This window comes from Exiguobacterium sp. HVEsp1 (assembly GCF_002009685.1).
GTDB classification, from domain to species: Bacteria; Bacillota; Bacilli; order Exiguobacteriales; family Exiguobacteriaceae; genus Exiguobacterium; species Exiguobacterium profundum.
This window is the reverse complement of sequence record NZ_KV917367.1, coordinates 1619035-1634343: the sequence shown is the minus strand read 5'-3', so window position 1 is coordinate 1634343 and position 15309 is coordinate 1619035. Positions and strand designations below refer to the sequence as shown.

Below are 15309 nucleotides of genomic sequence, written 5' to 3'. Positions count from 1 at the left end.
ATGAATGTAGAAGTGATTGTCACTACACTAACGGAAGCTATTCAGGCTGAGCAACTCGGTGCAAAACGACTCGAACTGATTGCGGATATGGAAAACGGGGGCATCACACCAAGTTTTGGAACGATTCGAAATGTGGTCGAACATGTGTCGATTCCGGTGCATGTGATGATAAGGCCCCATACACATTCGTTCCATTTCAATGAGGATGATGTCGAGACTATGCTTGCGGATATCGGTCTATGCCGTGAGCTCGGTGTCGATGGAATCGTATTCGGTGCCTTGACACAGGATGGAGCGATTGACGAGCGGATCTTAGGGGAAGTCATCAAGCACAAAGGGGAAATGACGCTCACGTTCCACCGTGCCTTCGATGCATCACGTGATGTCTTTGAAGCGATGGACGTGTTGAATGAATATCCGGAAGTAGATATTCTCCTTACTTCAGGCGGTGCCAAAACTGCACTAGAAGGAATCGAAACCTTGATAGCCTTGAAGGAACAGGCCGAGATCACAATTTTGCCTGGTGCAGGGATCACGGTGGAAACGTTACCGATTCTTCGAGAACGTCTTGACGTAGCGATGGTACACATAGGAAATGGCGTACGAACGAATGGACAGCTCGATGAAGGAAAGTTCAAACAACTTCTTGGATGAGCCAAGGCGGAAAACAGTCGGAAGACTGTTTTTTTGCTATAATGAGAGAAAACAATAAATGTAGGTGAATTCATGCAATCTTCCGTTTACAAACAATATGCGCTACGAATGCTATCAGGAAAGTGGGGCATATCATTACTCGTTGTCTTAACTGTCATGGTCATTCAAGCGATGATCACGACCCGACTTGATCTCTCGGCGAACGACCCCGAAGTCCTTTTGACATCGGTGGCGCTTCTTTACGGGGCGACGGTTCTTCTCGCACCTATCGAGCTCGGGAAAAATTGGGTGTTTCTCCAGGTGGCGAAAGATGAAAAGCCAACGTTCGGATTGTTGATTGAATCGTTCGGGTCACTTAAAGACTATTCACGTGCCGTGGTCTATTATGCGGTATTCTATTTAGGTCTAAACGTGTTGATGCTCTTCTTGATCGTACCTGGTGTCTGGTTCTATTTGACGTATCGGATTGTACCGTTCATTATGCGAGATAATCCTGACCTATCAGCGTTCCAGGCAATGAGAAAGAGCCGACAGATGATGAAGGGTCACAAACGGACGATGTTGAAGCTCTTTGCGAGTTTTATCGGATGGTATGCGCTCGTCCTTCTTACTGGAGGGCTGGCTTATATCTTTGTCACACCGTATCTTCAAACCGCGATTTCTGGACTCTATTTGGAGCTAAATGCCTCCTATCAAGCAAAACAACCGGTCGGATAATCCGACCGGTTGTTTTATGTTCCATGCTGATCTGACTTTTTAGGGTTTGGGGCGTCTTCAAAATCTTGTTTTTCCTCTTCCGACGCATCCGCATGCCATTTTTTCGCTTGCTCGGTGGCAATGGGAATCGCTTTCGTCTCAGAGTAGCCTTGCGCGAGTAATGCGTTCGCGATATCAATGGCTTTCTTTTTTACAAGTGGATCGAAGTTTTTCAGTGATTCTGGATAGTCTTTCATATTCCATGGCACGAAAATCGCCTCCTTCATTCCTACTAATTCCACAAACGTCCGGTTTCAAACGTCTTGATGGAGATAATACTCGATCAGTGCTTGTGTGCCATTTTCTCCGTACCCGTTCTCTTCCAGAATCGAATACAGGCGATGTGCGAGCTCAAGACCTGGTAATGTCACTTGTAGCTCGTGTGCACTCTCGATGGCAAGGGTCATGTCTTTGATAAAGTGTTTGATGAAGAAGCCAGGGGCATAATCTTCCACAATCATGCGTGGAACCAAGTTTTCAAGTGTCCAGCTACCGGCTGCCCCGCCACGAATCGTACGAACGAGCGCCTCTGGGTCAATTCCAGCTCGTTTACTGAACGCTAGCATTTCGGCATTCCCCATCATGATGCCGGCAATGGCGATTTGATTGGCAAGTTTCGCATATTGACCGCTCCCTGCGTACCCCATTCGTTCAATCGATTGTCCCATCGCTTCAAATAAAGGCTTCGCTTTATTGAATGCGAATTCACCCCCACCGACTAAAATCGACAGCGTTCCATTTTTGGCTCCGACATCGCCACCTGTTACTGGTGCGTCAAGTGGGAGGAGACTCCGCTCAATGGCAGTCTCGGCAATTCGTTCAGCCAGTTTCGGTGAGGACGTCGTCATGTCAATCAATAATGTACCTGGTTCTGCCGAATCAAGAATGTTCCCTTCGCCAAAATAGATGGATTCGACATCGGACGGATAGCCGACGATGGTGATGACGGCATCGGCATCTCGGCAAACGTCCTGTACCGAATCACACCATGTCACACCTTCCTCTAACAATGCAGCTGCCTTCTCTTTCGTCCGTGTGTATGCTTGCACTTCAAATCCGTGTTTCATCAAATTACGTACCATCGATTGGCCCATGACCCCGAGCCCGATAAATCCGATTGTTTTCATGTCGCTTGTCCCCCTAATAATTGTTGTGAAACGAGTCGCTGATATAGTGCGTTCTCTGTTAAAAGTTGCTCGTGTTTCCCGATTCCGCTGATTTGTCCGTCTTCTAAGACGACAATCTGGTCGGCATGTCTGACAGTCGAGAGCCGGTGGGCAATCACAAGCGTCGTTCGTCCGACCATCAGGCGGTCTAACGCTTCTTGGACCACACGTTCTGATTCGGAATCTAGACTTGATGTTGCCTCGTCGAGCAATAGAATCTGTGGATTTCGTAACAACGCACGCGCGATAGCAAGTCGTTGCCGCTGCCCGCCAGACAAACGGATGCCTCGCTCACCAATCTCCGTATCGAGCTGTTCTGGCATCGTTTCAATGAACGACCATGCGTTGGCCATTTCACAGGCCTCTTTGATTTCATCATCGCTCGCTTCATGTCGAAGTCCATACACAATGTTTGTCCGTACAGATCCTGAGAGGACGGGGGAATCTTGAGCGACATATCCGATGACTTGACGCCAAGTGTCACGCCCGTATGTTTGAATCTCTCGATTTCCATATCGAATCGTTCCTGCCGTCGGTAAATAGAACTGTTCGACAAGTGAGAAAAGTGTCGTTTTCCCGGCACCACTCCGTCCGACGATGGCGGTTGTCGCCCCCGGTGACACTTGAAGTGTCAATCCTTGGATGACGGGTTCAGTGCCATAATGGAAAGCAACGTCTTCGAATGAGAGTGCTGTCTGATGAATCGTTTCTTCATGTGTGCTGTATGGTTCGGGACTGACTTCGAGCAATTCAGCAATCCGTTCCGTAGCTCCACGCGCCTTTTGAAGTCTCGTCAAGAATTCACTCATCGTGATGAGGGGCGTGATGATTTGGAAGAGATAGAGCATGAAGGCGAGTAGTTCGCCCGTTGATAAAGCTCCGGTCGAGACGCGATATGCGCCGAACCCGAGGATGGCAATCAACATCCCGGTCAAGGTCACATTGAGAAGGGGAATAAGGATTGCTTGAATTCGTCCTTCCTTCACCCCGTAATCGAACAGTGTCTCGATTTTTGCTTTGCCGGTTTTCACTTCCATCTGTTCCGTCGCTTGTGATTTGACGAGGCGGATTTCACCGAGCAGTTCTGCGAAGAAGCCGGAAAGATTTCCGAGTTCTTGTTGTGTCTCTTTTGCGATAATCCGAAGCTTCCGTCCGAGCGGTATGACAATGATGAGTGTGGTCGGAACAGAAAACAAGATAACGAGTGTCATTTGCCAATCGAGTGTGAACAAGATGGCGACGGCACCGATGACCGAGACGAGAGAGGTCAACAACCTGACACTTTGTTCGGACAATAACTGTTGAAGCGTCGTCGTATCGTTGTTCAACCGAGACACCAGTTCCCCCGACTTGATGCCGTCATAGAATGGAATCGGCAGTTTGACGAGATGGTCCCACAAGGTCGTGCGTAAATTGGCAACGACCCGTTGCCCGACGATATGTAACCAATAAATCGAAACGGCACTCGTGATGACTTGAATCAAAAATGCGATGACGAAATAGATGATCCATTCTGGTGTCAATAAGTCGCTGCTCCACCGGTCGACCACACGTTGCAAGATGAGCGGAATGGCCAGTGAGGCGACGGCTTGAAGGAGAGAGATGAGAATGGCTCCGACAAATAGCCTTTTCGGAGGATTCGCGATTTTGAATAATTGAAAAAAAGTTTGCCATGTTGATGGTTTCATGTTGGAAGTCCTCCTCTCCTCTTACTTTCGCTGTTTCAAAAACGGGTGTCAAGACGTCGAATCATTCGAAGGACTCATGCTAGAATAGGAAAGAGAGGTGATACGTGATGAAATGGATTCACACGGCCGATTGGCATCTAGGAAAGATTGTCCACGGTCGACATATGACAGAAGATCAACGGAATATTTTGTTCCATTCATTTTTACAAATCGTAGATGAAGAGCGACCCGATGCGGTCATCATCGCAGGGGATTTATATGACCGTGCCGTCCCTCCCGTCGATGCGGTCGATTTACTCGATGAGATGTGGCGAGAGCTCGTCTTGAACCGTGGAATCCCGGTCGTTGCCATCGCCGGAAACCATGATTCGGCAGAACGTCTCGAATATAGTTCGAAGTTATTGAGACAAGTGGGTCTTCACATCGTTGGGAAACTCGACCCGACATCTGGTCCCCTCGATGTCGCAGGGATCCCATTTTATCCGATTCCATTCCTTGAGCCGGCTCGCGTACGGCATATTCTCGGTATCGACTCGATTCGAACGCATCACGATGCACTGGAGGCAGTCATTGAAGCATACGGTACAATCGAAAAAGATGCGGTTACAATCGGTCACAGTTTTGTCGCGGGAGGACTGGAGACGGATTCAGAACGTCAACTATCTGTTGGCACTGCAGGACAGGTCGCAAAAGGGTTATATGAGCCTTTTTCGTATACGGCATTAGGTCATCTACATAATCGTGATGCGATTCAATCAGAAAGAATTGCATATAGTGGGTCGCTCATGAAATATTCGTTTTCCGAGGTCAATCATGAAAAATCCGTCGATGTTCTGGAATGGAACGGTCAATGGACACGTCGTCGCCGTGCCTTGACACCAGAGCGGGATATGCGACAACTCACCGGAACATTGAACGAACTCCTTGCCCCAACTTATTATCAGCAACAAAAGACAGATGACTACCTTAAAATTGTATTGACCGATGATACGGCGCTTCATGATCCGATGGCGAAACTTCGGACTGTCTATCCGAATATTCTTCATCTTGAATTGGAACTGTTACGTCGCCAGGAGCAGACATCCACGTTTGAACGCGAGACGCTCGAAAGACAGTCAGTAGAAGAGGTATATCTCCAATTTTTTGAGGCCGTACATGATCGCACTGCCTCAGATGCCGTGAAGCAAATGATAGAAGAAGGTGATGTCTAATGAGACCGGTTGAATTGATGATTCAAGCTTTTGGACCGTATGCAGAACGTGAAACGATTGACTTCACCCAGTTGGTTGGTCGCTCGATGTTTGTCGTAAGCGGTCGGACGGGCGCCGGGAAGACGACCATTTTTGATGCGATGACGTTCGCCCTTTATGGTCGGGCGAGTGGGTCGCTTCGAAATGCTAGTGACTTCAGAAGCCAGTATGCACAACCTGAGTTGAAGACGGAAGTAGATTTTTCGTTCACGATTCGAGGTGACCGCTATCGGATCGTAAGACAGCCGCAACAACCTCATCCGAAAAATAAGACGCCAATTCCGCACGAGGCCATCCTCTATGAATGGGAGGACGGTTGGAAGCCGCTGGCGACGAAGGTGAACGAGATACAAGAACGAATCGAATCGATTTTACAATTATCGTATGAACAGTTCAGTCAAATCTTGTTGCTCCCTCAAAACCAATTTAGACAATTACTCGACTCGAACTCGAATGAAAAACAACAAATCCTCCAATCCATTTTCAAAACTGAGGCATATCGTACGTTCCAGGAAAAGTGGGGTGAACGCTATAGCGCGTATCGAAAACAAGTGGAATGGGCGGTCGAGCGGACACGACTCAAGTTATTAGAGCTCGAAGATGAAGCAATCGAAGAGGTGTCGACCCAGTCCATCGAGGAGATTCAACGTTGGCTCGATGAGCGTGAAGAACATCTGATTGCAACGTGTGAAACGGCCTTAGCCCAGAAACAAACGTATGCGACAGCACTTGAAGAGGCAAGAGATGCACTTGAGAAAGCAAAAGCGCTCATCACCCTATTCAAGGAACGAGAAGAGACCGATCGAGCACTTGCAATCTTTTTAAACGGGGAATCGATTCGAAACGAGACACGTGAACTGCTAACAAATTTAGAGGTCGCAGCCAACATTCGTCCAGTCTTTGAACGGTTACAGGAACTAGAGCAACTCGTGCGTCGGTTGTCGATTGAACAACAGACCTCCTCGACAAAATTAGAGCACTTGCAATCCACCCAATCGAAGTTAGTGGAGCGACAACCAACGATTGAAACGGACAAAGAAGAAGTGATCTCTCGTAAAGAGCGACTAAGGATTGTCGATGAGATGATGCCAAGAATCAAGGAGCGCGCCACACTCGTGACCCTTCGTGACCGATTGATGAATCGTGCAAAAGAATTGGCCATGTTTTCAAAAGAATCTCGGTTACAAGAACTTCAAGAAAGAGAACGGCGATTGGTCGACAGCATAAAGTCTGAACCTAGCGAACGAGCAGTCGACGCCGAGCGTCACGTCGACCGATTGGTGCATCTGGCCTCTCTTGAAACAAAGGCACGTGAGTTATCGAAACAACTCGACGAATGTGAACGAACGGGCAAAGACGTTCAACGACAGTACGTGACCCAACAAGAAGTGGTCACCACGTTTACACAGCAAGAACAATTAATACTAGCGAAACAACTGAGCGAGACGCTTGTAGACGGTGAGCCATGCCCGGTATGCGGTTCTCGTCATCATGATATCCCACAACACGAAGAAACCGTTACGAACATCGCGGAGCGGGATGCGGCCGTGGCACGTCTTGATGATTTGTCCACACGCTTAATCGAAGCGCGGGCGGATTATCGTTCGCTTCATCAACAACTTGAAGCAGTCCGACAAGAACTAGATCAAGCTTCCAAAGACATTCAATTCAATGGCGATGTCACAGAAGAACTCAATAAGTGGCGAACACGTGCAGAGCTATTGCAGCGGGAAGAACGAATGCATCAAGAGAACGAACGGACACTTCGCCAACTGTCAGCAGAAATCCGACAGTTAGAGCAAGAGCAACGTCAACAGTTCGAAGAGCGGGAGCGTGTCGTATCCGAACTTGAAATGACGCAACAAAGTCTGTACGCACTCGGTCAAAGTGAAGAAACGACATTCGATGCGTTGCAGCGCGAGCGAGCCGACCTTGAGCACCGCATCTCGATGTTGATGAAACAAGTCGAAGCGTACGACCTTGAGTTTGAGACGGTGAAAAAAGCACTTTGGAAAGAGGAAGAACGACTGTCATTGATCCGTGAACAGTTGACTGAAGCATCGAAGCAGTATGATGCCCAGCAGACCATTTGGGTCAATCAGCTAGAAGCATCACATCTGACGCGTGAACGCTATGAATCATACGCCAATCAAATCGACAAACGGACAATGATTCGTGAACAGTTGCAACGTGAGGAGGAAGAAGGTGTTCGACTCCGACACCATAAACAGATGATTGAAGAAAAACTGAAGAATCAGGAGCGACCAGACCTGCATGAGATGGAGATGAAAGTGAAGGAAGTGGCTGAATGCAGTGAGCAGGCGTCGAAACAGCTGATCACAGCCCAAGATGCCTTGTCTCGACATAGACACGTCATCTCGGAATGGAATACCCTTCGCGAACAGACGGCGCAAGAAGAGCAGAAATTAGAGACAATCAAATTGATTGCGGATACGGGGAAGGGAATCAACCCACAGAAAATGACGTTTGAGACATATGTTCAAACCGCCTTTTTTGATCAGATCCTTCATGCGGCCAACATTCATTTGGATCAGATGACGAGCGGTCAGTTCCGGCTTGAGCGGAAAGTCGAGACGGCGAAAGGGAATGCCAAATCTGGTCTTGAGCTTCTCGTCTTTGATGCCTATACCGGACAATCGCGTCGTGTACAAAATTTATCTGGCGGTGAAGGGTTTAAGGCGTCGTTGTCACTCGCTCTTGGACTTGCGGAGGTGGTCCAACAGCTGAGTGGGGGCATCAGTCTTGAAACGATGCTCATCGATGAAGGATTCGGTACGCTCGATGCCGAATCTCTAGACCAGGCGATTGAATTATTGATGTCTTTACAGGCGACCGGTCGGCTCGTCGGCGTCATCAGTCATGTCCAAGAATTGAAAGACCGTGTCGATGCACGGATTGAAGTGAAAAAATCTAGAAGCGGGTCGTCGATCCAGCTGATTGTGGAGTGATGGTTGTGAAAAAGATGGTGACGAAGTCGAGTCTCATCGAAAAGTTAAAAGAAGCCGGCGTTCGCTCGGGAGAGGCGTTGTTTGTCCATTCGTCGCTCTCAAAACTCGGTTGGGTATGTGGAGGGGCGCAGACCGTCATTGAAGCGATTCAGGAAGTGGTCGGTCCATCTGGGTTGATCATGATGGCGACCCAGACCGGAGACAATTCAGACCCAGCTGAATGGGAAGCGCCACCTGTCCCCGTGGAATGGTGGCAGACGATTCGCGCGGAGATGCCTCCGTACGAAGCTGATAAAACAGCGACACGTGGCATGGGACGTGTGCCGGAACTGTTCCGAAGCTATCCGCACGTATATCGTAGTTCCCATCCGATGTGGTCTGTTGCCGCCTGGGGCGATGGGGCTGAAGCCATCGTGTCCGGTCATACCATCGATGTCGGGTTCGGTCCAGGTTCACCTATCGAGCGAATGATTGAGCGAAACGCACGAATCCTTCACCTTGGGTCTCCGCTCGATGCGACGACACTCTGGCATTATGCCGAGTACGGAATTGATGGCCCGACCAAATCATTCGGTTATGCCGTTATAGAACGAGGGGAGCGAAAGTGGCGTACATTTGAACATGTCGATGTGAACAGCGATCCGTTTGGCGCAATCGGCGAGAACATCGTCAAACAAAAGGATGTGCGAACATTTTCTATCCATGAAGCGACATGTTATCTCATTCCGTCTAGCACATGGGAACCAGTCCAACATGCGCTCATCGCGCTTCGTAGCTGGTTGAGATAGAGTAAATAGAATCGAGGGGAAGTTACGGATGAATCGTTGGATGAAACTATTGAGTATTGCGATACTCATCATTTTACTCGTTGCCGGTTTGGCTATCGGAGGAATCTCGGCTCATATTGGGGACCAGTTGACGTCACCGGAGCGGGAAACATTGACATACACCCCGAAATCACTTGGTTTGAAGTACGAGAATGTGACAATCGAATCGGAGGAAGGATATGACTTATACGGATGGTGGATTCCTCATCCTACGCCGCGTGCGACCATCGTCTTTGCCCACGGATATGGGAAGAACCGTGAACAGGAAGATTTACCGTTGAAAGAGTTGATTCCAGAATTTCATGAACAAGGATACCAATTTTTAACGTTCGATTTTCGCGGTTCAGGGATATCAGAGGGTGACCGAGTCACGGTCGGCGCTAAAGAACAATCCGATTTAAAAGCGGCCATCCAATATGCGAAAGGTCGTTCAGAAGGACCAGTTGTCTTGTACGGAATTTCAATGGGAGCGGCGACAGCACTCTCTACAGCTGATGATGTCGAAGTTGCTGCAGTCATCGCCGACAGTCCGTTTAGTGATTTACGAAATTATCTCGAGACAAATCTTCCGGTATGGAGTGACTTGCCGAACGTTCCGTTCACGCCCGTAATCATGACTGTGACCCCTTGGTTCACCGGTCTCGATGCCGATGTCGTATCTCCTATTCAGGATATCAAGTTGATTGAGGCTCCTATCTTATTGATCCACAGTAAAGACGATGATGCGATTCCTGTTTCTGAAAGTGAAAAATTGGCTGAAGCACAAGAACGCGTCGAACTTTGGGTGACTGATAACGAAGGTCATGTCGGATCGTACCAGTCATTCCAGAATGAATATCGTCAACAAATATTCGAGTTTCTAGAACGGTCATTGTAAGCAAAGGGGCGCATTCGACGCCCCTTTTTGATATGATTGCAGACGAGACCAATGAAAGAAGGGTACAACATGGACGTTTTACAAGTATTACAGTTTCTCCTTTTAGGAACGTTAATCGGAATCTTGAGTGGATTCTTTGGAATTGGTGGTGGAATCTTACTGACACCACTTCTCCTTGTCTTCGGGTATGAAGCGAGTGCGGCGATTGCCCTTAGCCTGATGTTGACGCTCGGATCAACGACGGCAGGAACGATCTCGCATATCCGTTTGCGTAACGTGAACGTGTCACACGCCTTATGGATCGGTTTGTTCGGGATTGTCGGGACCTGGATTGCCACACCGCTTGTCTTTTATTTAGAAGGAGTCGATGGGGCGACACTGATCATCTCACTCGTCTATATCGCATTACTCACATATTTTGCGGTTTCTTTCTTTCGTTCGAAACAGCATGTGGAAGGAAGCGTCGGAACGGACTCTGTACCACGCCTTGGGATCATCGGTGTGTTCGCGGGGTTCATCTCCTCGTTGATGGGAGTAAGCGGTGGATTCGTCTTGACTCCTCTTCAGGTCAAGTTGTTGAACACAGAGATGAAGCGTGCGGTCGGAACGAGTATTACGGCAGCGCTTCTCATCGTCTTATCCGGTGTCATCAGTTATACGGTGGCAGGTGCTGAAACGAATTATCTGCACGGTCTTGCTCTGATTGCGGGTGCCATGATCGGATCACCCTTTGGGGCGAAACAGCTACAACGTTTCAGCTCGCAGCACGTCAAAAAAGCGCTAGGTGGATTTTATATCACGGTCGCCATCAGTGTAGGGTTGAATTTGATCGGGTGGAATACGGCATCACTTGCACTTCTCGTCACATTAGCGCTTCTGTTCATCGTCACCCTTCTCATTCGACCACGCAAAAAATAAACCCCGTCTTCGGACGGGGTTTTAACGTCTAGCAATATGGTCAATGTTTTCTTGAATCTCGCCAACTTTCGCTTTAGCCTCACGGAGTCTTCGCTCAAACGCATCTGTGTCACGTTTCTCATGAGACGACTTATCGATTCCTTGACGCTGCCCTTTGTCAGAGCGTTGGTAAAAGTGGGTCGCTTTCTGTAAGCGTTTTTTAAACGTCGAGTCGCTCATCGGGACACCCCCTTCCATACTACAGTTATTCCACAGATGGAAACGGGTGAAACGTTCGAACTTTTACGAAGCGAGGGAACGACGGACTTGAACGTTCTGAGAAATTTTCACGGCTAATATGGCAGCAAGTACTGCTTTCAAAGCGTCACCAAAGAAGAATGGAATATTTACTTTGAGCGCATCAATGAACGACATACCGAGAACGATCTCGAGTCCCATACTTCCGAGTAAGTAGACGAGCCCTAGACCGAACAAAAAGTTATAGCCAATCAATGCTGGAATGGAGCGATAGCGTTCGCTGAACCAGCCAATGAAGAGCGCTGCAATCGGAAAGGCGATTAAATATCCGACAGTTGGTCCTACAAACGGTGCGAGACCTCCTTGACCACTCAGTACTGGAAGTCCAATCAAGCCGAGCAGGAGGTACACGATGACTGCCAAAAATCCTTTCCTTGCACCGAATATGCCGGCGATGGTCATGATGGCGAGTGTTTGAAGGGTGATCGGAACGGGTCCAATCGGTATTTCGATGAAACCAATACTTGCGATGAGTGCCGCTCCGAAGGCGATTTGAGTCATATCTTGAATTTTCATATGTAAACCCCTTTTCAGTTAACGTTAACAATATAAAAGTTAACATGTTCGAATAGGGATGACAAGTAGTTTTTCGCTTTTCAAACTTAATCAATGATGTGATCGTTTCCGGTTAGACGTAATTCCTCAATCGATGAACGCATCTTTTCAATCATCTCTTCTGAGTGACGTTCCCATGATTTTAAAACGCCTACTACGAGGAGCGGTTCGATTGTCCGATAGGATCGAGTAGGATTTCCAGTGAATCGTTGATCCGTTAAATTTGGATCATTTTCAAAATTTCCAACCGGATCCACGATATAAATTTGCTCAGGACCGTTTCCTTTTGCTAATTCAGCCCCCCATTTTGCAGCATCCAAAGTCGCCGTAAAATAAAGGTGACGTAGCGGCTCATGGCGATGATTCGACATATGGCCAACTTCTAAAAGATCTCCAACAACAAGTTCTGCTTTCGTTCCATGAAAGAACGGACCTGGGTCCAACTGAACAGAAGATTTCATGTGAATGCCTCCTATTTATATCGTATTGAGACCATTATCGTACGTGAACACATTAAAGTGTAGTCTGTTTGTTGAACAGGATTCTTGTTATCATTAAGAGGGGGAACTAGACGACGAGTACTGATTTATATAATTTTTATATTGAATGGATGAACAAAAATACGCGTCCTCGTTTATTGACGAGGGCGCGTATTTGTTATGAATAGGTCATCGTGCTCATGCATGCCGAAGCTTCTTTCAACTGTTCACGTACGGCATCGAATCCTGTTCCGCCGTAACTGTTTCGACGTGCGACTGCCTGTTCAGGGGTCAAGGCATGATACACATCCTCTTGAATCAATTCAGAGTACGTTTGGAATACCGTGATTGGAAGCTCACGTAAATACAATCGCTCATCCACGCAATATTTGACGAGTTTACCCGTCACTTCGTGAGCTTCACGGAACGGTACTCCTTTTGCCGTCAAATAATCAGCGAGTTCTGTAGCGTTAGAAAAATCACGCTCGGTCGCTTGTTTCATGACGTCAGGATGGAACGTCAATTCATTCATCATCCCCGCCATGATACTGAGTGAGCCTTGAACGGTCTTGACCGTGTCAAACATTCCTTCTTTATCTTCCTGTAAATCTTTATTGTAAGCGAGCGGAAGTCCTTTCATGAGCGTCAACAAGCCCATCAAGTTTCCAATCACTCGACCCGACTTTCCACGGACGAGCTCAGCCATGTCAGGGTTTTTCTTTTGTGGCATCATGCTCGAACCAGTAGAGAACGTATCGGACACCGTGATGAAACGATATTCTTCGCTTGCCCACAGAATCAATTCTTCACAGAAGCGGGAGAGGTGCATCATGAGCATCGATGCATTTGAAAGAAACTCGAGAATGAAGTCACGGTCGCTAACGGCATCGAGGCTGTTCGGGTAAACCCGATTGAAGCCAAGTAATTCAGCTGAACGGGAACGGTCGATCGGAAACGTTGTCCCTGCTAAGGCTCCTGCGCCAAGAGGGGAGCAATCAATCCGTTTCAAGCTGTCCGTAAACCGCTCCTTGTCCCGCTCCAGCATCCAGAAATAGGCGAGCAAATGATGGGCCAGTGAAATCGGTTGTGCACGCTGGAGGTGCGTGTAGCCAGGCATGATCGTCTCTACGTTTTCTGAAGCATGTGCATGCAGTTCAAGTTGAAGCGATTCAATCAATTGAATCACTTCTTTCACACGTTTTTTCAAGTAAAGATGCATGTCCGTCGCGACTTGATCGTTTCGACTACGTGCCGTATGCATTTTCCCTGCGACCGGTCCAATCGCTTCATGAAGCAGAGCTTCTAAGTTCATATGAATATCTTCGTGATACACCTCGAATTTTAATTCATCCGCGAGTGCTTTTTGCTTAAGTTGTTGTAATCCATCAAGGATTCGAGTGACTTCTTCTTTTAAGAGGATGCCCTGGTCACCTAACATCGTCACGTGTGCCATGCTACCCTCTAAATCCTCAAGGACGAGTTGAGCGTCAAATTCAATCGATGCACCGAATGCATCGACCCAATCGCTCGCCGTCTTCTCGAAACGGCCTCCCCATAATTTACTCATTGACGAACGCTCCCTTTTCCATCAACACCTCTGATTGAACTTTTGTTGGCAAACCCCATAACTTGATGAATCCGACAGCTGCTTGTTGATCGAACGTATCGGCTGACGTATAGGTCGCAAGTTCCTCATCATAAAGCGAGATTGGCGACTTCCGTCCGTCGACGATGGCCTGCCCTTTAAACAATTTCATGCGAACCGTTCCTGTGACGGTCGCTTGAGTCTCATCGATAAACGCAAGAAGTGCTTTTGTGAGCGGTGAATACCAAAGTCCGTTGTAGATCGTTTCTGTCAATTTTTGCTCGACAATTGGTTTGAAATGCGCCACTTCACGAACGAGTGTCAAGGCTTCAAGAGCTTTATGTGCAGTGATCAATGTCATGGCGCCAGGTGCCTCATACACCTCACGTGATTTGATACCGACGACCCGGTTCTCGATGTGGTCAATCTTCCCGACACCGTGGGCACCCGCAACGATATTGAGCTCTTTTAAGATATCAGTGAACGATTGGCTCTTCCCATCAATAGCGACCGGAACTCCGTTCTTGAATTCAATTTCAAGAAAAGTCGGTTCATGCGGTGTATCCTCCAGTGCTGCTGTTAACTCATATGCGCTTGCCGGAGGTGATGCCCAAGGATCTTCCAAAATGCCGCATTCGATGGCGCGTCCCCAGATGTTCTGATCGATTGAGAATGGCTCTTCTTGAACGATTGGAATCGGAATTTGATGTTTTGCCGCATACGCGATTTCTTCCTCACGTGACCATTTCCATTCCCGAACCGGTGCGACGATTTCGAGTGAAGGATCGAGTGCATGAATGGACACTTCAAAACGTACTTGGTCATTTCCTTTCCCGGTACATCCATGAGCCACGGCGACGGCGCCTTCGGCCTGTGCGACCTCGACCAATTTTTTCGAGATGAGGGGGCGTGATAGTGCCGAAACGAGTGGATATACGCCTTCATATAATGTATGGGCCTGCATCGAATAGCGAGCGAACTCGTTGACGAACTCGTCGACCGCATCGATGACGATTGATTTTTTCGCTCCAACTTTCATCGCTTTTTGTTGGATCTTTTCTAAGTCTTTTCCTTCCCCGACGTTCAAACAGACTGCAATCACATCATAACCTTGTTCGTCCAACCATTTAATCGCAACCGATGTGTCAAGACCACCTGAGTAAGCCAATACGAGTTTCTGTTTCAAAATATGAACACCCCTTATGAATAATTATTAATCTTTATTTATAAATATACAAATCAGTGTAAGGGATAAGATGTCGTGTGGCAACCCTTTTTTGAAAATAAA

General features: G+C 47.8%; 15 protein-coding genes. 7 read left to right on the top strand and 8 right to left on the bottom strand.

What is annotated here, in order from left to right; translation table 11 throughout:
- Together BV910_RS08395 and BV910_RS08390 are read left to right on the top strand one after the other, a co-directional pair.
- Entirely contained in the window at positions 1–654 is a 654-nt protein-coding gene (locus tag BV910_RS08395; RefSeq protein ID WP_078147014.1) for a copper homeostasis protein CutC, read from the top strand.
- Positions 655–726: 72 nt separating this feature from the next.
- Positions 727–1371, top strand: a complete 645-nt coding sequence (locus tag BV910_RS08390; protein ID WP_078147013.1) for a DUF975 family protein — start codon at positions 727–729, stop codon at positions 1369–1371.
- Positions 1372–1385: 14 nt separating this feature from the next.
- Here the strand turns inward: BV910_RS08390 and BV910_RS08385 are convergent, their stop codons facing one another.
- From BV910_RS08385 to BV910_RS08375, 3 genes are read right to left on the bottom strand one after another with little or no spacing between them, the layout of a single operon-like run.
- A complete protein-coding gene (locus BV910_RS08385; RefSeq protein ID WP_012726433.1) occupies positions 1386–1619 on the bottom strand; it encodes a DUF2188 domain-containing protein in 234 nt (77 codons plus the stop codon).
- A 45-nt stretch (positions 1620–1664) separates the two neighbouring features.
- A complete protein-coding gene (locus BV910_RS08380) occupies positions 1665–2537 on the bottom strand; it encodes an NAD(P)-dependent oxidoreductase (protein ID WP_047795249.1) in 873 nt (290 codons plus the stop codon).
- Positions 2534–4264 carry an ABC transporter ATP-binding protein gene (locus tag BV910_RS08375; RefSeq protein ID WP_078147010.1) on the bottom strand — a complete coding sequence of 577 codons (1731 nt, stop codon included), beginning with the start codon at positions 4262–4264 and terminating at the stop codon, positions 2534–2536. Before BV910_RS08375 ends, BV910_RS08380 begins: the two co-directional genes overlap by 4 nt.
- Before the next feature lie 107 nt (positions 4265–4371).
- Between BV910_RS08375 and BV910_RS08370 the strand changes: the two genes are divergently transcribed.
- From BV910_RS08370 to BV910_RS08350, 5 genes are all read left to right on the top strand, one after another.
- Positions 4372–5475, top strand: a complete 1104-nt coding sequence (locus tag BV910_RS08370; protein WP_078147009.1) for an exonuclease SbcCD subunit D — start codon at positions 4372–4374, stop codon at positions 5473–5475.
- On the top strand, positions 5475–8483 hold the full coding sequence (locus BV910_RS08365; RefSeq protein ID WP_078147008.1) for an AAA family ATPase: 3009 nt from the start codon (positions 5475–5477) through the stop codon (positions 8481–8483). The genes BV910_RS08370 and BV910_RS08365 overlap by 1 nt, the downstream gene beginning before the upstream one ends.
- A complete protein-coding gene (locus BV910_RS08360; protein WP_168169846.1) occupies positions 8483–9271 on the top strand; it encodes an AAC(3) family N-acetyltransferase in 789 nt (262 codons plus the stop codon). Before BV910_RS08365 ends, BV910_RS08360 begins: the two co-directional genes overlap by 1 nt.
- A gap of 28 nt (positions 9272–9299) precedes the next feature.
- Complete coding sequence (locus BV910_RS08355) at positions 9300–10187, top strand: alpha/beta hydrolase (protein ID WP_078147007.1); 888 nt, start codon at positions 9300–9302, stop codon at positions 10185–10187.
- A gap of 69 nt (positions 10188–10256) precedes the next feature.
- Positions 10257–11105 (top strand): sulfite exporter TauE/SafE family protein, encoded by an 849-nt coding sequence (locus BV910_RS08350; protein ID WP_078147006.1) that lies wholly within the window; start codon positions 10257–10259, stop codon positions 11103–11105.
- A 21-nt stretch (positions 11106–11126) separates the two neighbouring features.
- On the opposite strand, the gene BV910_RS08345 is transcribed toward BV910_RS08350, so the two are convergent.
- From BV910_RS08345 to BV910_RS08325, 5 genes are all read right to left on the bottom strand, one after another.
- Positions 11127–11324 (bottom strand): hypothetical protein, encoded by a 198-nt coding sequence (locus BV910_RS08345; protein ID WP_012726425.1) that lies wholly within the window; start codon positions 11322–11324, stop codon positions 11127–11129.
- A 63-nt stretch (positions 11325–11387) separates the two neighbouring features.
- On the bottom strand, positions 11388–11918 hold the full coding sequence (locus BV910_RS08340) for a biotin transporter BioY (protein WP_078147005.1): 531 nt from the start codon (positions 11916–11918) through the stop codon (positions 11388–11390).
- A gap of 86 nt (positions 11919–12004) precedes the next feature.
- On the bottom strand, positions 12005–12418 hold the full coding sequence (gene arr, locus BV910_RS08335) for an NAD(+)--rifampin ADP-ribosyltransferase (protein ID WP_251024852.1): 414 nt from the start codon (positions 12416–12418) through the stop codon (positions 12005–12007).
- A 196-nt stretch (positions 12419–12614) separates the two neighbouring features.
- A complete protein-coding gene (gene argH, locus BV910_RS08330; RefSeq protein WP_078147003.1) occupies positions 12615–14003 on the bottom strand; it encodes an argininosuccinate lyase in 1389 nt (462 codons plus the stop codon).
- Positions 13996–15210, bottom strand: coding sequence for an argininosuccinate synthase (locus BV910_RS08325; protein WP_078147002.1), 1215 nt, complete (start codon positions 15208–15210; stop codon positions 13996–13998). Before BV910_RS08325 ends, argH begins: the two co-directional genes overlap by 8 nt.
- Positions 15211–15309 lie beyond the last annotated feature (99 nt).